Annotated in this window: 18 protein-coding genes; 14 read left to right on the top strand and 4 right to left on the bottom strand. The window is 39.3% G+C overall.

Annotation, left to right across the window (positions count from 1 at the left end; genetic code table 11):
* Positions 1-333: 333 nt before the first annotated feature.
* From AACU25_RS19715 to AACU25_RS19705, 3 genes are all read left to right on the top strand, one after another.
* Positions 334-3,039 (top strand): TonB-dependent siderophore receptor, encoded by a 2,706-nt coding sequence (locus AACU25_RS19715; RefSeq protein ID WP_190445717.1) that lies wholly within the window; start codon positions 334-336, stop codon positions 3,037-3,039.
* 78 nt (positions 3,040-3,117) lie between these two features.
* On the top strand, positions 3,118-3,768 hold the full coding sequence (locus AACU25_RS19710; RefSeq protein ID WP_321206653.1) for a 2OG-Fe(II) oxygenase family protein: 651 nt from the start codon (positions 3,118-3,120) through the stop codon (positions 3,766-3,768).
* Positions 3,769-4,404: 636 nt separating this feature from the next.
* Entirely contained in the window at positions 4,405-4,614 is a 210-nt protein-coding gene (locus AACU25_RS19705) for a TOBE domain-containing protein (protein ID WP_096583884.1), read from the top strand.
* 146 nt (positions 4,615-4,760) lie between these two features.
* On the opposite strand, the gene AACU25_RS19700 is transcribed toward AACU25_RS19705, so the two are convergent.
* The gene (locus AACU25_RS19700) at positions 4,761-5,342 is read right to left on the bottom strand and encodes a hypothetical protein (protein WP_096716324.1); all 582 of its coding nucleotides are present in this window, start codon (positions 5,340-5,342) and stop codon (positions 4,761-4,763) included.
* Complete coding sequence (locus tag AACU25_RS19695) at positions 5,305-6,087, bottom strand: hypothetical protein (protein ID WP_096578490.1); 783 nt, start codon at positions 6,085-6,087, stop codon at positions 5,305-5,307. The genes AACU25_RS19700 and AACU25_RS19695 overlap by 38 nt, the downstream gene beginning before the upstream one ends.
* Before the next feature lie 403 nt (positions 6,088-6,490).
* Here AACU25_RS19695 and AACU25_RS19690 point away from each other — a divergent pair, with 403 nt between their 5' ends.
* From AACU25_RS19690 to nifN, 5 genes are all read left to right on the top strand, one after another.
* Positions 6,491-7,687, top strand: coding sequence for a substrate-binding domain-containing protein (locus tag AACU25_RS19690; RefSeq protein WP_096578488.1), 1,197 nt, complete (start codon positions 6,491-6,493; stop codon positions 7,685-7,687).
* Complete coding sequence (locus AACU25_RS19685) at positions 7,684-7,860, top strand: hypothetical protein (RefSeq protein ID WP_190445716.1); 177 nt, start codon at positions 7,684-7,686, stop codon at positions 7,858-7,860. The genes AACU25_RS19690 and AACU25_RS19685 overlap by 4 nt, the downstream gene beginning before the upstream one ends.
* Before the next feature lie 217 nt (positions 7,861-8,077).
* Complete coding sequence (gene nifH / locus AACU25_RS19680) at positions 8,078-9,055, top strand: nitrogenase iron protein (protein ID WP_096578486.1); 978 nt, start codon at positions 8,078-8,080, stop codon at positions 9,053-9,055.
* Between the two features lie 441 nt (positions 9,056-9,496).
* Positions 9,497-10,828: a nitrogenase iron-molybdenum cofactor biosynthesis protein NifE gene (gene nifE / locus AACU25_RS19675; RefSeq protein WP_096578484.1), complete on the top strand. Its 1,332-nt coding sequence runs from the start codon at positions 9,497-9,499 to the stop codon at positions 10,826-10,828.
* A 122-nt stretch (positions 10,829-10,950) separates the two neighbouring features.
* Entirely contained in the window at positions 10,951-12,261 is a 1,311-nt protein-coding gene (gene nifN, locus AACU25_RS19670) for a nitrogenase iron-molybdenum cofactor biosynthesis protein NifN (RefSeq protein ID WP_096578482.1), read from the top strand.
* A gap of 1,121 nt (positions 12,262-13,382) precedes the next feature.
* Here the strand turns inward: nifN and nifX are convergent.
* Together nifX and nifE (AACU25_RS19660) are read right to left on the bottom strand one after the other, a co-directional pair.
* Complete coding sequence (gene nifX / locus AACU25_RS19665; protein ID WP_045868613.1) at positions 13,383-13,784, bottom strand: nitrogen fixation protein NifX; 402 nt, start codon at positions 13,782-13,784, stop codon at positions 13,383-13,385.
* Positions 13,785-14,057: 273 nt separating this feature from the next.
* Positions 14,058-15,488 carry a nitrogenase iron-molybdenum cofactor biosynthesis protein NifE gene (gene nifE / locus AACU25_RS19660; RefSeq protein ID WP_096578480.1) on the bottom strand — a complete coding sequence of 477 codons (1,431 nt, stop codon included), beginning with the start codon at positions 15,486-15,488 and terminating at the stop codon, positions 14,058-14,060.
* A gap of 1,173 nt (positions 15,489-16,661) precedes the next feature.
* On the opposite strand from nifE (AACU25_RS19660), the gene AACU25_RS19655 reads away from it, so the two are divergent.
* The 6 genes from AACU25_RS19655 (at position 16,662) to AACU25_RS19630 (ending at position 24,580) form a co-directional block, all read left to right on the top strand.
* Positions 16,662-17,141 carry a TOBE domain-containing protein gene (locus AACU25_RS19655; protein ID WP_096578478.1) on the top strand — a complete coding sequence of 160 codons (480 nt, stop codon included), beginning with the start codon at positions 16,662-16,664 and terminating at the stop codon, positions 17,139-17,141.
* Between the two features lie 512 nt (positions 17,142-17,653).
* A complete protein-coding gene (gene vnfD / locus AACU25_RS19650) occupies positions 17,654-19,696 on the top strand; it encodes a nitrogenase vanadium-iron protein, alpha chain (protein WP_096578476.1) in 2,043 nt (680 codons plus the stop codon).
* Positions 19,697-20,431: 735 nt separating this feature from the next.
* Entirely contained in the window at positions 20,432-21,838 is a 1,407-nt protein-coding gene (locus AACU25_RS19645; protein WP_096578474.1) for a cytochrome ubiquinol oxidase subunit I, read from the top strand.
* An 89-nt stretch (positions 21,839-21,927) separates the two neighbouring features.
* On the top strand, positions 21,928-22,941 hold the full coding sequence (gene cydB / locus AACU25_RS19640) for a cytochrome d ubiquinol oxidase subunit II (protein WP_096578472.1): 1,014 nt from the start codon (positions 21,928-21,930) through the stop codon (positions 22,939-22,941).
* A gap of 239 nt (positions 22,942-23,180) precedes the next feature.
* Positions 23,181-24,005, top strand: coding sequence for a nitrogenase iron protein (nifH, locus tag AACU25_RS19635; RefSeq protein WP_096578470.1), 825 nt, complete (start codon positions 23,181-23,183; stop codon positions 24,003-24,005).
* Positions 24,006-24,226: 221 nt separating this feature from the next.
* Complete coding sequence (locus AACU25_RS19630) at positions 24,227-24,580, top strand: hypothetical protein (protein WP_321206652.1); 354 nt, start codon at positions 24,227-24,229, stop codon at positions 24,578-24,580.
* The last annotated feature ends 86 nt before the right edge of the window (positions 24,581-24,666 follow it).

Raw genomic sequence — 24,666 nt, 5'->3', positions numbered from 1 at the left:
GCATATATTGATATACACCAGTAAATGCTGATGCGGGAAGTGATTAATTCATTCACTTGCCCACATCTTTCTTGCTCCAATCAGCCAGATTTGGAGGCAATCAATATTGAATGCAAACATAAAGTAAACTATGAATCAACATAATATTTTCCAGCCTTCAATAGTTAAAAATTTAAAAATTTGAATTGTTGCATCTTGAAATACATTAAATATCGATTTTTCCAAAATTGGTAGTAATTACTACTTCTTAAATATTTATTTTAGTTAGTTTTTAGTGTGAGGAATAAGTTGAATAAGTTCCAGTTACTTAGGTTAATAATCCTAAGCAGTTCTGTGTTGTTTGTATTTGTAGACTCTGTACATGCTCAAGCCAATCAGCCAAGAACGAGAAAATCACAAATTACAAATACTGTTATTCCTGATGTTAGTGAGCTAAAATTTCCGGTTACTAATGCAGCCCTACTATTAGCACAACAACCGATACAAGTTACAGGAGTGAGAGTTAACTCTACTCTTACAGGAATTGAATTAATCTTAGAAACAGCTACAGGGGTTTTGTCTCAACCAACAACTAAAACAGAAGGTAATACTTTAATTGCAGATATTCCTAATGCGGTTTTGGTACTACCTGATAGTAAAGAGTTCCGTACAGATAACCCTGCACCAGGCATTCAAGCAGTTAGTGTTAGCCAAAATGATAGTAACAGTATTAGGGTAAGCGTAACAGGAGAAACTACTTTACCAACTGCACAGGTGGTTTCTAGCGCTAGTGGGTTGGTATTGAGCTTAACTCCAACAGTAGAGAATCCTGATATCGAACTGACTGTTACAGGTAGCCCTGGGGAATACAGTCAACCCAACACAGCTACAGTTACAAAAACAGATACACCATTACGTGATTTGCCTTCTTCTATCCAGGTAGTACCGCAACAGGTAATTCAAGACCAAAAAGCCCTCAACGTCTATGATGCCGTACGCAACATTAGTGGGTTTGCCCTATCTGGACAAGGTGGCGGAAGGAACGAATTTTCTTTAATTACGCGGGGTTTTACCGCCGACCAATTCCGTGATGGCTTTAATGAAGGAAACAACTCTAACCGAGTATTTACAGAAATATCCAATTTAGAACGCATCGAAATTCTTAAGGGGCCAGCCGCCATACTTTACGGACAGTCGCAACCAGGGGGAGTGGTAAACCTAGTTAACAAACAACCCCAATCAGACCCATATTATGCGGCTGAATATAACGCTGGTAGTTTTGGTTTAAATCGTGGCACTTTGGATATTACAGGCCCTTTAGATCGCGATCGCAATTTCAACTATCGCCTCAATCTCGCCTACGACAACTCAAATAGCTTTCGCCAGGGCGTAGAATCACAACGCTTCTTTATTTCACCCAAGTTCTCAGTTAATCTCAGCCCTAAGACCACACTCAACTTAACGGGAGAATATTTAGAGGATAGCCGTCCTGTAGATTTTGGCTTAGTTGCCATTGGTAACCAAGTTGCAGACATTCCTATCAGTCGGTTTCTTGGCGATCCATCGCGGAAAAATAATGTCGATCAATGGCGTGGTTACGTGTCAGTAGAACATCGCTTTAGTGACAATTGGTCGTTGCGAAGTAGTTTTCGGACTACTTATAGTAACCAAGACTTTTCTGCAATTTTTGGTAGGGCTGGAGGTGCTGGAACTGTGACTGGTACTAGCACTGGAACCGGAAGTAGTACAGGCGCTGGCACTGGTACTGGAACTGGAACCGGAAGTGGTACAGGCACTGGTACTGGAACTGGGGGTGGAAGAGGAACTGGTACTGGAACGGGAACCGGGGGTGGAAGGGGAACTGGTACTGGCACAGGCACTAGTACAGGAACTGGAACTAGCACCAGCACTGGAATTAGTACTGGTGCTAGCGGTGGCGGTGGAACGCTATTATCTGATAACCGCACATTACTACTAAGCGCTCAAAATAGTACTCAAAATGCCAGCACAAATTACTTTCAAACTGATTTAATTGGTAAATTTTCTACTGGCTCTATTAAGCATAAAATCCTCTTGGGATTTGAATACGGTAATGAATTGAGAGATACCGTGGTTCAAAATGCTAATGCTGGTTCTATCGATATTTTTAATCCAGTCTATCGATTCTCTGTGGGTAACTTCACTACTAACCAAAACCGCAATGAAGAAACAAATGTATTTAGTTTTTATGTTCAAAACCAAATTGCTTTCACCGACAACCTAAAAATTTTGTTGGGCGGACGTTTTGACACAGTGAATTATCGACTTCAGGACAATTTAAGAAGTAACACAACTACTAATAACAGTGATGCATTTAGTCCACAAATTGGTATTGTTTATCAACCAATTCAACCACTTTCCCTTTACGCTAATTACAGCCGCTCTTTTGTACCCCAATCTGGTACAAGTTTCGATGGTACGCCATTTAAACCAGAATCAGGAACTCAGTATGAACTAGGAGTAAAAGCAGATTTATTTGATGGCCGTCTTTCCTCAACTTTAGCTTTCTACGAAATCACCAAAACTAATGTTTTAACTACAGATCCTCTGCGTCCCACATTTTCTATTCAGACTGGTGAACAACGCAGTCGTGGTATTGAGTTAGATTTAATCGGCGAAATTTTACCAGGATGGAATTTGATTGCATCCTATGCATATACTGATGCAATGATAACTAAAGATAATAGTTTTCCTGTAGGTAATCCCCTAGCAAATGTACCGCGTAATGCTTTTAGTTTGTGGACAACCTATACAATTCCTGGTGGTGATTTGCAAGGGTTAGGATTTGGCGCTGGGATTTTTATGGCAGGCGATCGCCCTGGTGATTTGAATAATAGTTTTACTCTACCTGGCTATAGTCGCGTTGATGCTGCCATCTACTACAATTACAACAATTTCCGGGCGGCACTCAATATCAAAAATTTGTTTGATAACCGCTATTTTGAATCTGCTCAAAGTCGAACAGGGATTTTTCCTGGTGCGCCATTAACTGTTGTGGGGACTATTTCTCTGGAATTTTAAGTTTAAAATCTCCATATCTGAGAAATATACAATATAGGCTTTTTGATGCTTAATTTAAATGCGATTTACAACACAGTAATGCAAGAGGTTCCATATCAATATGCTCTGATTCAGAATTTACTATCCAAAGAGGATAGTTTAGAACTTGCTGCCAGTTTTCCTCAAGAACAGTTTCAATTATCAGCAGGGGAGGGATATGGTTATCTCTGGAGCCAGATGTTTGCTAATCACCACGATATTTCTGTAATGCCGAAATTTGGCGATCGCTGGCTTGAACGCATTGTAGATGGTACTTTAACTTCTGATCTAAGCAGTCTCAGCAGCATTTGGTGTCAACTGATAAAAGAACTTTGGCAACCTGCTTACCGTGAAGCACTAACAGCGATGTCTGGCTTGCAACTCCAAGACTGTGCAATGGTGATTGGCTTTCGCCGATATAACATAGGACATCTTCATCGACCTCACACCGATGAAGCATCCAAAGCTTTAACTCATATGTTGTATTTCAATGAATATTGGCCACAAGATTGGGGAGGCTGTTTGCGAATCCTCAAAGACGCACAACCAGAATCGGTTTTTCAAGATATTCCACCCTTAAGTGATACTTCAGTTGCGCTTGTACGCTCCCAAAATTCTTGGCACATGGTAACTCCGGTAGCATCGTCAGCACAAAAATCTCGCTTAGCTCTTAGGGTGACTTTTTTTCATCAGGCAAATCAAAGCGTATAAACATAAAATAGCTTTACTAAAAACGCAGCAAAAAATTTAAGCGCAGAAAAATTGACGGTGCTGCTGATTGATAGTTATTGATGAGAAAATACCTACCCTATCAAGTCATTAGATACAGAATCTTTGACAGATTGATACCAGTATTAGCGCTCGCTGGATAAGGGCAGGTACGTAAATATTATTACAATAATAATACCAATTTTAAATTAGATAAACCAAAAAAATTGGTAAAAGATAAATTTTAGATCGAGAAATATTTTATATATATACTTCTCGTGAATCCAGGAATTAGCGAACAAGAAAATCATGCGTGCAAAATTCTTTCTGTGTACTTAATAGTGATTTATTTTGTTTACTTACTTTATTAGTATTAATTTGGAATTTTGACAAAACTCTACAATGAATTAGTGATTTTTTTTACAAAACATATTAGTTAATTATTTGTAGTTATACAGTTTTAAAATTAAAACGATTAAGTTAAAAAAATCGTATTTATCTAGATACGCTTGATTTTTTATGTGTTTTTTTATTAAAAAAAAGTTAAAGTTTAGTGAATTTTATAACTCTAGGTATATTTTTCAAGCGTAACTATTGTTACTATGAAGGGGTTAACAACGTACTATGGATTTTAATAACATGCAAGTTAGCGCTCGCAATGCTCTGAAAGGAACAGTAAAAAAAGTTGTAGTAGGATCTGTCAATACTGAAGTAACCCTAGAAATTGCACCAGGGGTAGAAGTAACTTCAATTATTACCAAGTCATCAGCAGATAAGTTACAACTTACTGAGGGTAAAGAAGCATATGCTGTGATTAAATCCTCAGATGTAATACTAGCTGTTGACTAAAGTAACTATTGCAAATCTAACAACAGATTTAAGGCATTTCCTACTTTAATATCAAAGTATTAATTGAACACTAGGTTTGCCATTAATCATCTAGTTGAGAGAGCGTCAGTGTACCAAAACTTTGGCGCTCTCTCAAAAGTTTAAAATTAACTTTCATTGTCTGTTAATTCACTACTGCGCCGACGTTTAGCCCACAGCAATAAGCCTGCTCCCACAAATCCAGCGATCGCACCAAATATGAAGTGTGTTGTCAAAGGATAGATATATCCTGAAGCCAAGAAACCATAAGACCACACACCACCAGCACTAATAATCATGCGGGTTAAAGGCTTAATTAGGTGAATTAAACCTGCAACTATCGCCCAAAACCATACCTGCTTTTGCCATCTTCTACCTTGGTGATAGGCTAAATCCAGCAATTCCCCAACCACAAGATAAAAGAACCAGTCATATGGATCGTTCCTGACACCAATCAACCATGAACAACCCGCAGCGCTCAAACTTGTAATGGAAGCTGCACCAAAACGGGAAGTCGAGAGTCTAGTAGCAACTAAAGGTGTCAGCCAAATCAGTCCTCGCCAACCTGGTAACCTCAAGGGGAAATGCAGATTTGCTTGGACTATAGCAATAATCAATCCTAAGCCCACCAAAGCCAGAATTTCTAGCCAGTTTAAGGAGCGCAAACGCTGCTTAATATTGGCGGATGATGTCTTTGGGAGCCAATTCATATTCATTGTTGTTCTTTCCTATTGCATCTTTTTCAGAAAAAGCTTTAACCACCAGCATGACAGCTTGTCCATCTATCAACACTGGACGAGGCCAACGGCCAGTTTTCATCTTGGTTTCTTTGGACAATTGAATTTGAATCCTAGCGTCTGACGACAAAAGATCCCCAGCCAAATCTTGAATGCGATCAATACTGAGCATTTGATAAAGCTGGCTGACTGTATATGTCCCATAAAGCTCGTATAAACCTGGTATCCAAATAATTCGCCCGTCGTTACCAGTTTTCCTTAAACCCACACCAGCCAACGCTCCGATGATTCCGTCTTGCGTACCAGTCAGACCCTCTAAAAATATCCCAGCTTGGCTGGCTATTGATATTCCTTGTGCTTGAGTCAGAACTGTTTCTTTAGCTTGTTTACCAAAAGCTTGAACAGCAGAACTGACTCGCTCCCACTGTGCTACACATAAGCCCACGTCTGAGCCTGGTTGACTGTACTTGCATAGATACTCCCGACAGTAGTCAATGAGGAGATTAACTGACTCTGGCTGAGTGTCCACCATCATGCAGGCGGAACTGTTATGAGAAGTGTAAGGAATTTCTGGACTGAGGAAAAGTTGGTGACGACTAATGCTAATAGTGCGAGCTAGATTGCGATCGCCTATCTGTTTTCTCAAATCTCGTGCTAGGTGACCTGTCGCACCAGTTGTCGCATTGTCAGTATCATCTATACCTATTAAATAAAGCATCGTATGTAACTTTTTTGCAGCGATCGCTCCATGTTTGTGGACTGTTGACTGTGAACGGTCAACGACTGTAAACAGAACAATTTATTTTTTGGTATTTTCTTGTTACTAAAACTGGATGATTGCGCTAATTTTACCAATTACGTTGGTAAAAGTCTATAAATTTAATCAGAAAAATTCTTCATCCTCGCCAATTGGAGGTTTGCAGCCCTAGCGCAAAAATTTTTTCCCCTTGCCAGTAAATTGGCAAAAGTTTATGATATTTTTAAATAGAGGGAATCAAAAAAGCAAAAACGCGCAGGCTACTATACACAATAGATATACTCGCAATCAGAGGCCGCGCTTTTGCTTTGGCAAATACAGTTAAATCCGCGACGGCTTTTTATAACTGAAAAAAAGAAGCCAAATGAAGCAGGATAACAACCTCCGCAATAACTTGAAGTCAATCAGAACCCGCTTGGGCATGAGTCAGCAGGATTTAGCTAATATTGCGGGAGTTACCCGTCAAACCATTAGTGGTGTAGAGTCAGGACAATATGCTCCTTCAGTAGCAATTACTCTGCGCTTGGCTAAAGCCTTGGGATGTCAAGTTGAGGATTTATTCTGGTTAGAGCAGGATTTACCTGAAATTGAAGCAGTTTTGACAAAAGAAGTCCCATTCGGTCAGCAATTTAGGCTGAGTTTGGCAAGGGTAGGAGGGCAATGGATAGCTTATCCTTTAATTGGCAAAGATGCTTTTCGCCAAGATATGATTCCGGCTGACGGTGAGACAGTTGCGGTGGACGGGTTCCCCGGCATAAGCAAACTGTCGAACCCGAAGGGAGAGGGTATAAGTCAGGAAGCGACAGATAAAGTGAGAGTCCGGTTGTTAGATGATAATATCGCCGCACTTCATAACACTGTCGTGATTGCTGGCTGTTCCCCGGTGATTTCATTATGGGCTAGAGCAACCGAACGTTGGCATCCGCAATTGCGAGTCCAATATAACTTCGCAAATAGCATGGCAGCATTGCACAGCTTATGCCGAGGTGAAGCTCATATTGCAGGAATGCATCTATATGATCCGGAAACTGGGGAGTATAACATTCCCTTTGTGCGTGAAGTATTAGCCGGAAGAGAAGCAGTGATGATTACTCTAGGAGTTTGGGAAGAAGGACTATTAGTGCAGTCTGGAAATCCCAAAGGTATCAAATCAGTTACCAACTTAGTAGAAACCCAAGCAACTATTGTCAACCGCGAACTAGGTTCTGGAAGTCGGATGCTGTTAGAGCAAACACTGCAAAAGGAACAAGTGCCATTCGATGCCATTCATGGGTTTGAGCAGATTGTGAGAAGCCACCAGGATGTTGCGGAAGCTGTAGCATCAGGAATAGCTGATGCAGGTATCAGCACAGCATCGGTAGCTACTGCGTTTGGGCTAGGATTTGTGCCCATGCATCAATCACGCTACGATTTAGTAATTCTCAAAGAATATTTAGAAGAAGCACCAGTACAGCAGTTGCTCAATACTTTGGGACATAAGTTTGTACATTCACAGTTAGAAGTTCTTGGTGGTTATGACACAACTAATATCGGCGCAGTTGTAGCAACCATTGGCAATTGATTGCAAAGTTTGGATTGGGTGTTTTAGGATCACCTCTGCGTAAGACCAATTTAGCAATTTTAGATTTTGGATTGAAAAATTATCCAAATTGCGATCGCATCACAGGTAGTATTTGCATTCGCAACAAAGCCGTTGTGCGATCGCAAGCAACTATATCAAAAATCAGCCGTTAGTCAGGTCGCACCATTAATGACTAGTGGTGAAAGCAAACTTGTCACAACTTGAATATGTTTAGGATTTTAACTGCTTTTGCCGTAGAGCGATCACCTCCGGTGGGCACTTAGTGCCAACGCCTCCAACGACGCTCTATATCCAATCACTGTTGGCCTTCCACAGTGAACACTCATAAACAAATTGACCCAGTAAGTAAACCATTGCAGGTAATCAATCATGTCAGACGAAAAGATTAGACAAATAGCTTTCTACGGTAAAGGTGGTATTGGTAAATCTACTACCTCTCAAAATACCCTAGCTGCAATGGCAGAAGTGGGTCAACGGATTCTGATTGTGGGTTGTGATCCTAAAGCTGACTCCACCCGTTTGATTCTACATACTAAAGCTCAAACCACCGTGCTACATTTGGCTGCTGAAAGAGGCGCAGTAGAAGACCTAGAACTTGATGAAGTCGTACTTCAAGGCTTCCGAGGTATTAAATGTGTAGAATCTGGTGGCCCAGAACCCGGTGTAGGTTGCGCCGGTCGGGGTATTATTACCGCTATTAACTTTTTGGAAGAAAACGGTGCTTACTCCAACGTAGACTTCGTATCCTATGACGTATTAGGTGACGTTGTGTGCGGTGGTTTCGCAATGCCAATTCGGGAAGGTAAAGCACAAGAAATTTACATTGTGACTTCCGGTGAAATGATGGCGATGTACGCTGCAAACAACATCGCACGCGGTATTTTGAAATATGCTCATTCTGGTGGTGTGCGCTTGGGTGGTTTGATTTGTAACAGCCGCAAAACAGACCGAGAAGACGAATTAATTACCACCCTTGCAAACAGACTCAGCACCCAAATGATTCACTTCGTCCCTCGTGATAACATCGTGCAACACGCTGAGTTGCGCCGGATGACAGTCAACGAGTACGCACCTGATAGTAATCAAGCGAATGAATACCGCATATTAGCCGACAAGGTTATCAACAATCAAAATATGGCTATTCCTACACCCATCGAAATGGATGAGCTAGAAGCATTGTTGATTGAATTCGGTATTCTCGAAAGCGACGAAGAAAAAGAAAAATTAGTTGGTGTCAGCAAAGCTGAAGAAGAAGCTGCCAAAAAGCAAGAAGATGCTCAAGGTGAAGCGCTCGAAGCAGTCAAAAAAGGTAACGTAGAAATCGTTTCCGGTAGAGACAAAAAGTAAGTTTTGTATTGACTCTCACAAAGTAGATTTTATGTAGCCATGAGGTGGGCTAAAATAGCCCATCTTTTCCTCAAATATTGTTCAGGCTGTGGAGGTTCAAAGATTATTGAGCTTTTATTGTATTAGCGCAAAGCTGTTAATGTTTGCATAGCTAAAAATTTACGTTAGTTGAGGTTTTGTTTTCTCCTTCTCTGTTGGTTGGTTATTTACTCCATAAGGGATGGTAATAATATGCCATCCCTTATTTTTTAGATAAATTGAGGTTTATATTTAATAATTTCAATGTATGGTGTATTGTCGCGTAGCGCAATGCACAGTTACTCATTCCACTGTATTCACTGTATTGGTGCGTTAGCCTACGGCATAACACACCCTACATTAAATAAAAATCTCTTTCATTATGCATACTTTGCCCTTGAAAATCTACCCTTCAAAAGAGCAATGAAAACTAGTCAAGAAGAAATCAACGACCAGCCTTATAAATCAGAAACCGAACAAAATAATCATTCTTGTACACAATTATCTCAGCTTGGAGATAATTGCGATTGTGCCTTTGATGGAGCCATGATTACTCTAGTTCCTATTACTGATGCAGCTCATTTAGTTCACGGGCCAAACGGCTGCATAGGTAACTATTGGGGTGGACGTGATAGTCTCTCCTCTGGTTCTCTGATGTACAAGAATTGCTTTACTTCTGATATGGATGAGAGCGATATCATTTTTGGGGGTGCAAAAAAACTGTACAGAGGAATTTTAGAATTGCAAAGACGTTACAAACCCGCAGCGATATTTGTCTACTCCACTTGCGTTTCTGCTCTCATTGGTGACGATATTAATGGAGCTTGCAGAGAGGCTGCTGAAATAATAGGAACACCAGTTATTCCTGTAGATGCGCCTGGATTTGTTGGGCATCGGAATCAAGGTATTCGGTTAGCGAGTGAAGCTTTATTAGAATATGTAATTGGTACTGCTGAACCTGATACTACCACGCTTCATGATATCAATTTGATTGGTGAATATAACATTGGTGGTGATATTTGGAATATATTACCCATGTTAGAAGAATTAGGTATTAGAGTACTCGCAAAAATTACAGGTGATGCGCGTTATCAAGAAATATGTTACGCCCATCGCGCCAAGCTGAATGTTGTTAATAGTTCTGCTAAAGCTATGTTAAAAATGGCAAGGCAGATGGAAGAGCGTTTTCATATTCCTTACATCACAGAGTCTTTTTATGGTATAGAACATCTCAATCGTTGTCTCAGGAATATTGCAGCTAAGTTAGGTGAGACGGAATTACAAGTACGCACAGAGAATTTAATTAATTCAGAAACTACGGCTTTAAATAATCAACTTGATTTTTATCTTCCTAGTCTCCAAGGTAAGCGAATTTTAATTGATATTACCAATCTCAATAATTGGGCAATTGTTTCAGCTATTCAATATCTAGAAATGGAAGTGCTTCTTACTAGTACAAACAAGATAACTCAAGATAATCAACGCAAAATCAAAGGTTTGTTCGGTGACAATGCCAAAATTTTAGAGATAGAGATTAGTCAGTTAATTACTGAATTTAAACCTGATTTATTAATTGCCAGCAATCACTATCAAGCCACAGCTATGAAAACTAAGATTCCTTTTTTGGACATAAATCAGGAACGCAAAAATGCATATACAGGCTATGCAGGAATCATCAGTGTGGCACAAGAATTATATACAACTCTCCACAGTCCTGTATGGGAGCAAGTGCGTCGGCCTGCACCTTGGGAGTAATAGAATTTTAGATTTTAGATTTTAAATTCTGGATTGTGAAAGATTGATTGCCTAAAAGCTTGGTCAATCAATCTTTCACAATCATTTTTCATTACTTCCTCTGTTCTCTCAAAGGTTCAATTATGGCGATTATTAGCATCACAAGTACATCAGTTGCAGTCAATCCTCTGAAGCAAAGCCAACCAGTAGGTGCAACCTTAGCTTTTTTAGGCTTGCAAGGTATGATGCCAATGTTACATGGTTCTCCTGGCTGTAGTGCTTTTACCAAGGTCGTTTTAACCAAGCATCTGGGTAAGGTATTTCCCCTTTCTAGTACTGCTATGACAGAGGTTTCTACTATTTTAGGTGGTGAGGAAAATATTGAAAAGGCGATCGCAAAATTGGTGCAGATATCTCAACCCAAAATGATTGGACTATGTACCACTGGATTGACGGAAACCAGAGGGGATGACATGGGACGACTACTCAAAGATATGCGTCAACGTTATTCGGAATTGTCCCAAGTACCAATTTACTTAGTCTCAACACCAGATTTTAAGGGTACCTTACAAGATGGCTTTGCTGCAGCTGTAGAAAGTATCGTCAAGGAAATTCCGCAAACGACTGACAGACAAAATTGTTGTCCCAAGCAAATCACAATTTTGGCTAGTTCTGCTTTTACTCCTGGTGACTTGCAAGAAATTAAAGAAATTGTCTCTGCTTTTGGTTTGCAGTCTATCGTTGTCCCTGACATATCTGGTTTACTGAATATTCGCGCATTAGATGATCGGCATAGTTTGGTAACATCTGGTGGTACTAGCTTGCCACAATTAAGAGCTATTCCTCATTCTGTATTCACAGTTGCATTAGGTGAGAGTATGCGCGGTGCAGCGCGAATCTTATCTCAAAAGTTCTGTACACCTTACGAAGTGTTTGACACAGTTTCAGGTTTAGAAGCTGCTGATAAATTCCTCCAAGCATTGGCAGATATCAGAGGTGTCCCTGTACCAGTGAAATATCGTTACCAACGCTTGCAGCTACAAGATGCAATGCTAGATGCTCACTTTTACTTTGGTGGTAAACGAGTTTCCTTAGCATTGGAACCAGATTTACTTTGGTCAACAGTTTCTTTTTTACAGTCGATGGGAGCGCAAATTCACGCAGCTGTGACTACAGCACGTTCCCCTCTGCTGGAAAAACTTCAAATCACCAGCGTGACTATCGGTGATTTAGAAGACTTTGAGCAACTAGCAGTTGGCTCAGATTTACTCATTAGTAATTCTCATGCAGTTACCATTTCTCAACGCCTAACAATCCCAATCTATCGCCAGGGAATCCCCATCTACGACCGTTTAGGGCATAATCAGTCCACCAAAGTAAGCTACCGAGGCACTATGGAGCTGTTATTTGATATTGGTAATCTACTTTATGAGCAAAAAGAGGCGAAAGTTTAGCGTTTATAGATTTTCTAAAGCAAGAATTCTGTCTATTCGCAAGTTATTTGGCAATATATATGCTATGATTTATATATAGGGAATCAAAAGAGCAAAAGCAAAAAGATTTTCCATAGGGATTAGGTAGAAACCCAAGTAAAAAACTCTGCTTTTGTGTCCGCAAATCCAATTAATTCCGATGTAGCGTTTGGTAACTAAATATTTGGGATGCGCCTATATAAACCCAAAACAAGATATTATCATCTTCCCTTGGTATGTGAGGCTTTAGCTGAATAGGGAATCTTGATAACTCTTCGGATTTGGGAATGGATTCTGAGGCTAGGTTTGCAACCCAAATAGCAATAGAAAAGTTATCAAATCAGTTGCAGTTGGAACAACCTTTGTGAATCACGAACAATTTGTTGGCTAACATTCGTCTGGCTCTGGTAAAGAAACAAAATCCCCTTTGTGGGTGAACCAATGATTTGATGAACTGATGATCTAACTCTACAATGTTCTGGAGGTATTGTAGCGTTAACAGATTGGTAGCAGTTCTAGCGTTCTGGGGAGACATAGGTCTGCTTGCAGTTCATCAATCATCTTGGTTTTTTTAGATTATTATTCACTCACAATGCTAACTTTTGTCTATTCATCAATTGCGCTATTTATAGCTTTAATCTGTTTAAGCATTGCAATCAAAATAACTAATCATTTTTTGCAAATAATAGCTATATTATTTGCAATATTTTGGTTTTGTTGCAGTTTGTTCTTTTCTTTAATACCGATAGAGATTCTAATGGCGATCGCTCTTTTTTACCTCACACCCAAGTTGCATTTTTGGTATCGCATCAAGTAGCTCTTTTATTCATAAATCATAAAATTTAGACCCCCGACTTCTTGGAGAAGTCGGGGGTCTGAACCATGTAAATCAAAAAACATCAATAATTTAAATTATTTATTTTTGAAATATATGCATATATGTAGGATGCGTTAGCGCTAGCGTAACGCATCTCTTCTCCTCTGAAATTAAAACATCTTTCCCAAATATGTTGATGTGTTAGGCGTAAGCCGTAACACATCCTACATCATCTTTTCAGTTTTGACAGTCAAGAGTCAACAGTTAACAGTCAACAACCAACAAACTATTCTTCATCATGAGAATATGCGAAGTCATTTTCTTCCTGTAGCAAAGCCTTACGCAAAAGAGGCGGTGCATCCCCATTGCAACTTTTAACTAACATATGCAAAATATCAGGGACTCTATCATATTCTTGCGCTCTTACAAGAGTTACACCTTGCTTAGTTAATTTGTTGCCGACTGGTGTACCAATAGCTTTCACATATACAATTTTACAATCAATAATTGCTTCCATTTTGGGTGTAATCTTATCCTCATGCTCGGCTGCTTCTAAGTCACCCTCAAAAGTTAAAGTCTCAACAAAATTAAACCCATCTTTAGATACTTCATACACATCAATTTCTTTTGCAACTCCAAAATGAGTGTCAATATGTGTTCCGTCACTTGTCGTAAAAGCTACTTTCATTTATGGCTCTCCTTCAGGAAAAGTAATTGTTGTTTTTACACGAAAACGATGTAGATCCCCACAAGTTGGCTTGACCAGGCAAGGATTAAGATAGGAATTAGTACAAGCCGATAGGTGTAAAGCACGGATTGTTTCTGATTCATACAAAATCCTCCGATATTCTGGTTAATTTCATCACTGATAGTTTTTAGTTCATCAGCTATCTCTCATACAACTGCTACATTTTTCCTATTAACAGTTAACTGTCAACAAACCTCATATATCTTTGTGCAATCAATTAAGAGTACTCTCTTCAGCCAAATCGCCAATTTTCTGTTCCCAAGGAGCAGGTTTTCTTACTTGCTGCCACACAGGACTATACAAGGCTTCATATAATTCTCTGGCCATTTCTATCATGCCATCATAACCAGCATAGGCATGATGACGTTCATGATTAATATCTAAGAAAGGAATACGTGCTTTTAGCGCTGTATATTGATTGCTAGCGCCAGCCACTAACATATCAGCTTTTGTATCTTTCAGGACTTGTAATAATGCTTTGGGGCTACCTTTAGACAGAACAATACCATCTTGTCCAAGCAGCTGCTTAATTTTTATTTTTTCATCTTCTGTACTTTTGCGATCGCTAGTAGCAACAACTTCCATTCCTAAATCTTTTGCTGCTAAAATAATCGACCAACTTTTGATACCACCACTATAAAGAACAATACGCTTTCCTTCTAACCGGGAACGGTAAGGAGCTAAAGCCATATCTAAAGCTGCGGTTTTTTTTGTAATCAAGCGTTCTGTGCGCTCTTTAAGATAGCGTGCAGCTGAACTATCGCCAAGTAATTTACCTAATGCTGCGGCAATATTCCGCAAACAACGGCTCATATTTTCTACGCCGTAGAAAGATTCTTCAATATAAGGAATGCCGTACAATTCCTGCATTTTTTGTGCTATTTTGAGTGAAACATTAGAGCAAATCACTACATTTAACTTGGCACGATGAGCATGGCAAATTTCTTCATAGCGGGCATCACCTGTAATTTTAGATAAAACACGAATACCCAAGCTCTTGAATAGTGGTAAAACATTCCATATTTCACCAGCAACATTGTAATCACCAATGATATTGATATCAAATGGTGTAGTAAATTCTGGCGATGCAGTACCAACTACATACTTTAATAAAGCGTCACCACCAATACGATTACCTAAATTCTTACTACCAATAAATCCAGGCGCATTTATATGAATAACAGGAATATCAATTTCATCTGTAGCTGCTTTACAAATACTATCTATATCGTCACCAATTAAAGCAGTCACACAAGTAGCATAAACAAATATAGCCGCCGGATGATAGCGTTTAGCAATTTCTAGAATACTTTGATAAAGCTTCTTTTCTCCACCAAAAATAATATCTTGCTCACTCAAATCTGTACTAAAGCCGATTTGATAAAGTTTAGAGCCAGACGAGAGACTACCACGACTTCCCCAAGGGTTACGAGTACAAGAAACAGGGCCATGCACTAAATGAGCAACGTCAGTAATTGGGCCGAGAGCAACCATTGCACCTTCAAAAGGACAATTACCTTGGGCTGCTCCTGGTTGTGGTGGTTTTTTACAAGTAGGTTTTTTGTTGTTATGAGATGTAGGTTGTTTATGTTCGCAAGTTGTATTGTTGAGTAAGTTATTGATTTCTTCTTGAGAGTTTTTCATGTCTTTCCTTATATCAGTTCGGATAGAGTGAAAAAATTAATCAGTAAAATACTTGAGTTAGCTGTAGCGCCATCTTTTTAAGATTTCTGATTTGCGATAGGAGCCTGGTTAGGAAAGATAGAGGAGTGAGCAACTAACAGGATTAACCATAATCAACCTACGATGACGGTGTTATAGATAATATTGACTGCACATCCTCTATCTGTAATCCAACTCGCGGGAAAAGAAACTTTTCCCTGGTCGATGCACCATGTATGAAAACTTTATATTTGGTGAAAAAGCATCCAGCTAATTCGCTTCATTGTGGTAACCAAAAATTTTCTGACTTACAGACAGCAACTATTAGTAATTTCAGTTGTATTCAAATGTCATGAATTTGCTAGATTACAGAAGAATTGAAATCTATATCAAGGCTGAACTCTTGAGCGGGACATACAATCAATCCATGAAACTTTAAGCCTCAAGTCTATTTTTACCTTTGACTTTTGACTTATGAGTACATGATTAATCGCATCTCTGTGATTTTTTCCCTAAGCAAGTATGCACAACAGGAAGTTTTTCATGGAGAAGCACTGTTAATGCATTTGCTATTCTTATTCCCTCTACTGCAAGAATAGCATACATCTTGCCAAAGTACTTGCTAAATTTTATTTTTATTCCCAAAATATCAGGGTTTCTCGACAAACAGCGATCGCAATTGAATTATGAGGCAAGTTTATATGACATCATGCTAAAATAATTGCGTACAATATATGTTTTGTGTAGATGATCCCTAGTACAGACGCGCTGTGGCGCGTCTATACCTTCTCTTGTCTGATGTTAGCACCACAAACTGTCACCTTGTGTCCAACACTCAACAATGTGACTACAGTTACCACAGGGTTTATAACTGGGAAACCAGCGGTCAATTTTCATCAGTTTTTTACCAGACTATCCTTGCTCATAACCCAGCTGCACCATCTCACCCCATCTGATACCAATCTAAAAAGAAAATGCGACAGATATACAGCCCTAAAACCTTGTCCTATGTGGATTCTTAATTTTGAATTGGAATGAGTAGGGGCTGGTTGATGCATATCAAGATCATTTGTGAAACTTTCCCTACCTGTGCAAATGGTCTGTTTCAATTTTTATTAGGTTACCAACATTAACAAGTAGTTTGCTAACAGTAATATGCCAAGAAAAGAGCAGGGCTGGATTACATTTCAAGCATCAGATGAAGAGCGAAAACTGCTCGATAAATTATCTAAGAAGTTGCGCCGTACTAAAACAGAAATCCTGCGAGAAATGTTACGGGGGCTTGAGCATAGTTATACGCGATCGCCAAAATCAAAAGCTACTCAAAAGCCACAACAAAAAGAGCCGAATAGTCAGTTTATAGAAATTACTAATTCCCCAAAGCATCTCAAAATTAACTCACATAACATACTTCAAGGCATCATCACAGAAGTTTTGCGTACAGAAATAACTAGTCAAATCACTATTAAAGTGATTCAAGAAGTAGAGTTAACTTCAATTATTACCACTGCCTCAGTAGATGAATTAGATTTATCCGAAGGTACAGAAGCTTACGTAGTGATTAACTCTAATAATATAGTGATAGCAAGAGAAGAATCTTCTGTACTGAATGCAGACAGTTGCAATAAAGTATAGAATTTAATTCTTTATTTTTAGCTTATCTAAGTAATTTAATTGTAGCTTATTCAATGATTTACTTGATTTTTCCGGTTAAACAAAATCAAAAATTTAAATTAATTTATTGCAGAAATTAAACATTATATTGTCAGCCGATATTTCTAAGCATCAAGTTTCTTATGCTTTTTTATTTAATTATCAATATGACAAGATAGTTAATTAATTTTGAAATATACAGAACTGTCTATCTATTTTTATGCATAGAATAATTTTAAGAATACTTCAAATTTCGTGATTAAAATTACTATTATTAACTAATAAGATTACTATTATTTAAAAAGAGCAGCGATAGAAAAATATTTCTGGTAAGAGAACGGAAGTAAATAAGCTAATGCATGTCTAAATTGCATAACTACTAATCAGGGCTGTTGATGGATGACCGTTAACAGTCAACCGTCATCCATCAACAGCCCTCACGAATAGCTTAAATCTCTCTCCTTCTGTGGGTATTGCGTCAGGAGCAATCAAATATGCCATTGAAACTATTGAAATGTGACGAAACAATTCCCGAACGGGAAAAGCACGTTTATATCAAAGAAAAAGGCGAAGACACCACCCAATTCTTACCACTATCGAACATCGAAACCATACCCGGTTCATTATCAGAAAGAGGCTGTAGCTATTGCGGCGCGAAACTCGTAATTGGTGGTGTACTCAAAGACACCATCCAAATGATACACGGCCCCATTGGTTGCGCCTACGACACATGGCACACCAAACGCTATCCCAGCGACAACGGACATTTCCAACTCAAATATGTCTGGTCATCAGACATGAAAGAGTCACACATCGTGTTTGGTGGGGAAAAGCAACTCAAAAAGTCTATCCTCGAAGCCTTTGCTGAATTTCCCGACATCAAACGGATGATAGTCTACACCACCTGCGCCACCGCATTAATTGGTGATGACATCAGAGCAGTAGTCAAAAGTGCCCAAAAAGAACTCGGTGATGTCGATATCTTCTGTGTAGAATGTCCCGGATTTGCCGGGGTGAGCCAATCCAAAGGACACCACGTATTAAACATCGCTTGGATTAACGAGAAAGTTGGGACATTTGAACCAGAAATTACCTCACCCTATACCATCAACGTCATTGGTGACTACAACATCCAAGGTGACACCTTTGTACTTGAGAAGTACATGGAAAAAATGGGCGTGCAAATCATCGCCCACTTTACCGGGAATGGTACTTATGACGCGCTCAGAGGAATGCACAGAGCGCAACTCAACGTTACCAACTGTGCGCGTTCGGCTGGTTATATTGCCAACGAACTCAAGAAAAGATACGGCATCCCCCGGATGGACGTAGACACCTGGGGTTTTGACTATTGTCAAGAAGCATTACGGAAAATCGGAGCCTTCTTTGGTATTGAAGAAAGAGCCGAAGCCGTGATTGCTGAAGAAGTCGCCAAATACCAAGACAGAATGAATTGGTATAAAGAACGGCTTAAAGGCAAAAAAGTCTGTATTTGGACAGGAGGCCCTAGATTGTGGCACTGGACAAAAGCATTGGAAGATGACTTAGGAATGCAAGTAGTATCCATGTCTTCCAAGTTTGGACACCAAGAAGACTTTGAAAAGGTAATTGCCAGAGGTCAAGAAGGCACAATCTATATTGATGATGGTAATGAACTAGAATTTTTTGAAGTTCTCGAGATGATTCGTCCCGATGTAGTGTTGACTGGCCCACGGGTGGGTGCGTTAGTCAAGAAATTGCACCTACCATACATCAACGGTCATGGTTACCACAATGGGCCATACATGGGATTTGAAGGTGCAGTGAATATGGCACGTGACTTATACAATGCGATTTACTCTCCTTTGATGAACTTGGCTGGTATCGATATCCGCGATGATGAAACCAAGAAGTTTTTATTCTCTGAGGATGTCAAAGCCGAGGAAAGGCCTGTAGTTGAGACAACAAGCAATATCTCAACTACAGACCAAGTGGTTGTGGAAACACCTGCTCATCAAAGCCTTTGTGTAGATAGAAATATTCTTGTGGCTAACTCTTCATTTCTCTCTACACATGAAGTCAAAGGCTGGAATTTAGGACTCAGAACTCTTGTCAGTGAAGAAAATAGGAGATTTATGGACAGCGAAGTACAATCAGCAAAATCTGTGGATATGACCTTAGACGATGTGGGAGCAGGCGATGAAACTTTAATACTAGAAACTCAGACATCGCCCACTAAACTACAATTATCTCAATGGCAGCTAGTTAGCAGAAAAGTTTGGGTAATTTTAAAACAATTACCTCAATACATAGCTAAATTTTCTTCTCAAAACCAGCCACTAATTCTCGGTATCGTCTTGATGATTGCTGTACTAATTACAGTGAAGCTAGTTATAGCTTTATTAAATGCAATCAATGAGATTCCATTACTGCCATTCGTTTTTGAGTTGATTGGTATTAGTTATGTAGGATGGTTTATCTCTCGATATCTACTCAAAGCTTCTGCTCGTCAAGAATTAGTTAGCAAAATTCACTCTCTCCAAAAAGAAATTGTTTAGAGAGTAGATTGATTAACAGAGCACCAAGAAAGATGGTGCGTTACGCTATCGCTAACGCACCCTACAATTTAAGGTGTAATTGCAGAATTGGTATAAGAGCTAAAAAGCTTGACATTTGCAAAAATGAGAATTTTGGGATGGAAAACTTAATATTTAATTTGCGGGATAATTTACGCAAATTAAATATTAGTTTTTTGCATTTTTCTAAATATGCATATCAAGTCTTAGCAAATATATAATTTAAAAATGTAAAAGCGATAAGCAGAAAAAATCTAAAACACATAATTAAATCTGCTCAATCTTGTTGAGAAAATGGCTATTTAACCATAACTATGTAATTTAAACTTTAAACACTTATCGCTTTGATTAGCCAAAATGATTACTCTTATTAATATCTAATTATCTGATAGATGTCAAAAGACAAGCTGTCACAGACCTTGAATCTCTGAATATGCTATGATTTGCGATATCAAAATAGCCAGACAAATTACATATCTTCAGTTTTCTGGTTTTTATATTTTCGATTGAACAAGTGGTAAGTGATACAGAAAAACGAACTGAATATTTCTAGGCTAATATTCAGACCAGATTTTCACAATAGGAATTTATTTCCCAGACATTGAAGTAACAAGAATAATCATTTTTCTGTTTATTCAGCTTACTTCTTGCTCGTAAAGTCTGGAAATAGAGACCCATCAAGAATGCCTTGGATGGCAAAATATTTGAGGACAAACTATGAGTTTTTTTGCAGATACGGTGATGCTTTCACGCATCCAATTTGCTGTTACCAGCATCTTCCATATGTTTTGGCCCATCTTAACAATTGGGATGTCTTGGTATTTGGTGGTGATGGAAGTGCTATGGCTAAAAACCAAAGATACTAATTTTTATCACCATGCACGTTTTTGGTCAAAACTATACATTCTTAATTTTGGGCTTGGTGTCGCTTCTGGTGTCGCCATTGAATTTGAATTTGGCGCAAATTGGGCACCATTTTCTTTAGCTGTTGGTGACTTTTTAGGTAGTATTCTAGGCTTTGAAGGCACGATGGCATTTATGCTAGAAGCTGCTTTCCTGGGAATTATGATTTATGGTTGGAATCGTGTTCCACCGCTGATGCACTTGCTAGCAACTATGTTGGTCGCCATTGGTGCTACACTCTCATCTTTCTGGATTATTGTTGCTAACTCATGGATGCAAACCCCTGCGGGTGGGGAAATGGTGGATGGGAAATTTTTGGTTCATAGTTACCTAGAAGCAATTTTCAACCCAGCGGCTTTAAGTAGCTGGGTTCACATGGTATTAGCAATTCTCGAAACCGCCTTGTTTGTCATTGGTGGTATTAGTGCTTGGTATATTCTCAACAAGCGCTATGAAGAATTTTTCAGCAAATCTTTTAAACTAGCGATCGCATTAGCTATACTTGTCACTCCTCTGCAAATTATTGTTGGTCACTTCAGTGGTGAGGAAGTATACCACAACCAACCTGCAAAATTAGCTGCGATCGAAGCTTTATGGGACACCGTACCTGCTGGAGAATCTGCACCTTGGAATGTTTTGGTTGCACCCAATGTTCAAGACAGTAAGAATAACTGGTCACTAAGTGTACCAGGTGGTTTAGGTATGGTTTTGTCCATGAAACCTCAACTTGACGAACCTGTATTGGGTTTAAATGAGTGGAAACCAGAAGATCGTCCCCATGCAGTTTCTCTAATATTTTATTCTTTCCGCATGATGGTAGGTATTAGCTTCTTTTTCTTGGGTTTAATGGGAGTCAGCCTCGTACAATGGTTGCGCGGTAAGCTGACTGTAGAAAATATTACTGCCCAAACTTGGTTAATGCGAGCTTGGATATTTGCTGCACCCTTGGGATATCTTGCTGTGGAATCAGGCTGGATGGTGCGAGAAGTTGGGAGACAACCTTGGATTGTTTACGGCAAAATTCGTACTGCTGATGCTGTATCTCAAGTTCCCGCTAGCAATGTCCTAGTCTCACTGATTGCTTATACCAGTATCTATTTAATGTTACTTGGCTGCGCTTTATATTTTGGTAGTCGGATTGTGCGCCAAGGGCCAAATTTAGGACTTCCAATCCCCAATCCAGATTTACTCAAAAGCAGTAAAGCAGAAAGTTTGACCTAAAGCTTAAGAAGTAAAAAGTAAAAAGTAAAAATTATCTTTTTACTTTTGCCTTGTGCGGTCATCATCAATCAAACATCACCGGAGATTTCATGGAAGCCATAAATACAACCTTACCACTACTTTGGTTTGCACTTGTTGCCCTATTCCTTACTTTGTACTTAATTACAGATGGCTTTGATTTAGGTGTGGGAATTTTAACGCTAACTGCTGCTAACGAAGAACGTCGAGGGATTATTATCAATACCTTAAGTACAGTTTGGGATGCCAACGAAACTTGGTTGGTATGTACAGGCGGATTATTGTATGGTGCATTTCCCCTCGCCTACGCTACTATCGTCAATGCTCTTTATATTCCAATCACTTTGATGGTGATCGGGTTTATCTTCCGCGCTGTCTCCTTTGAGTTTCGCGAACATTCTCTCAACAAAACTTTTTGGAATATTGGTTTTGGAGGAGGTAGTTTATTAGTAGCTTTGTCTCAAGGATTGATCTTAGGTGGCGTAATTGCGGGAATTAAAGTTGATGAAGCTGGTAACTTTATTGGTGGTACTTGGGATTGGTGGAATTTACCATCAATATTAGTAGCATTAACTGTAGTGCAAGGGTACGTTTTAATCGGTTCTACCTACTTAATTGCCAAGACCGAAGGTGAATTAAAAAGATATCACTACATTACTGCCAAATTTAGCGCTCTCACTACATTTTCTGGTGCATTAGCCTTAACAATTACCACACCCATGTTCTACGAACAAGTGCGCGATCGCTTATTCCATCAACCAGAAGTTTGGATATTCGCAGCAATTCCCATTTTGGCAACTGGTGCAGTAGGGCTACTAATGAATAGTATTAACCTACGTCAGGAAAAAATACCTTTTATCTGGTCAATAGTGCTTTTCCTAATCACTATTCTCGCTTTGGCTTTTGTAGTGTTTCCTTACATTATTCCCTTCCAAGTAACTATCTACCAAGCGTCTTCTTCCCTTAGCTCCCAAGCCTTCATGATTGCTTTCATTGGCTTTTTTGTGCCGCTTTTACTACTTTATAATGTCTATCTTTACCGAGTATTTCAAGGTAAAGTTATCAGCCCTCATTATGGAGAGTAAAAAGCTCAATTTTTGAAGAGTTCAGTTGAGAAAATTGAAAATCATGGGTTAGGTTTTGCTCCAATACTTGTCGGTTAAGGGAAAAAGGGGAATGGTTCAAGGGAAAGAAAAAACCTTTAACCCTTAACCTTTAACCTTTTCCCCAAAACCAATTTTGGGTTCAAAACGCTTAACTGAACCAGATCTAATCTTCTGTCTTCGTATCACCAGACATCAATACACAAGATAGTAGAGATTTTATGCGGAAGATTGCTATTTATGGCAAAGGGGGAATTGGTAAGTCTACAACCACTCAAAATCTAGTGGCTGGACTCACCGAAATAGGTTGTAAAGTAATGGTTGTGGGATGTGACTCAAAAGCAGATTCTACACGGTTGCTTTTGGGGGGATTGCATCAAAATATTGTACTCGACACACTGCGTAAGGAAGAAGAAGATTTAAATCTAGCAGACTTCCGCAAAGAAGGATGGGGGAAAACGCTGTGTGTAGAATCTGGTGGGCCGGAACCTGGTGTAGGATGTACAGGGCGAGGTGTTTTGACATCAATTGGTTTGCTTGAACAACTCGGTGCTTACGATCAAAAGCTAAATCTTGACTACACTTTCTATGATGGTTTGGGTAATGTAGTATGTGGTGGCTTTGTCATGCCGATACGTGAAGGCAAAGCTCAAGAAATTTACATTGTCACTTCTGGAGAAATTATGGCAATGTATGCAGCTAACAACATTTGCCGAGGAATTCAAAAATATTCTCTGATAGGCGATGTTCGTTTGGGTGGATTAATTTGCAACTCTCGCAATGTTGATCGCGAAGAAGAGTTAATTCAGGCTTTAGCAGAGCAACTGGGTACTCAGATGCTCTACTCTATACCTAGAGATAATATGGTGCAACGAGCAGAATTTTACAGTAAAACCGTGATTGAGTATGCTCCGGACTGTAAACAGGCGCAACACTATCGTAATTTGGCAAGGGCGATAGATCAGAATCAAAATTTTGTGATACCAAAACCTTTGTCTAATCAGCAGTTGGAAAAACTGCTTATGACGTTTGGATTATTTGACTAGGACAAAAAGGGTAAAGGATGTTCGCGTAGCGTCTCCGCAGGAGAAGGGTAAAGGGTGAAGGGTGAAGGGTGAAAATGAGTTGTAAATATGTTGTATGTGGTGTTGCAGATTGAGAATGGTATGTTGATTTCTGCTGTGATGTACTAATGACCGCCTATCATCCTCTCAACAATTGGCGTACTTGAGAAGACCTAAGTTTGTTTTCACTAGAAGGAACAACGATGATGCTAACCGAAGAAATCTTAGTGCAAAAATTTACTACTGTAGCTAAGGAACGCTGTCCAGAAATCAGTGATTTACTTCAGTACTGTCATATTGAACTTGTCAGTTTCTACTGGGGGGTAAATCCTAAACTTTGTCAATATTTTGTTGTTTACTTCCCCCATCAGCTATTTACCTCAATTATTGAATACAGAGATGTTTTTAGAAATATTGCCCAAGATTTAGGGACATCAGAAGCTATCTGCATGAACGCTACACGCATTATCCGCGATCCAGGATCTAACCTGAAACAAACCAACCCTGTTTTGTGGTTGGAACTTCAATGGGTGGTAGCACAACATATCGAAATGTAAGAATTACACAACAATTAGTATCTAATTTGACATTTTTCAGTGCAGGCGGTTAGTAGGCAGCGCATTGTTAGCTCTGCGTGCGATCG

This window comes from Tolypothrix tenuis PCC 7101 (assembly GCF_963874875.1).
GTDB lineage: Bacteria > Cyanobacteriota > Cyanobacteriia > Cyanobacteriales > Nostocaceae > Aulosira > Aulosira tenue.
The sequence above is the reverse complement of the archived record's forward strand: the minus strand, read 5'-3'. Positions and strand labels throughout refer to the sequence as shown.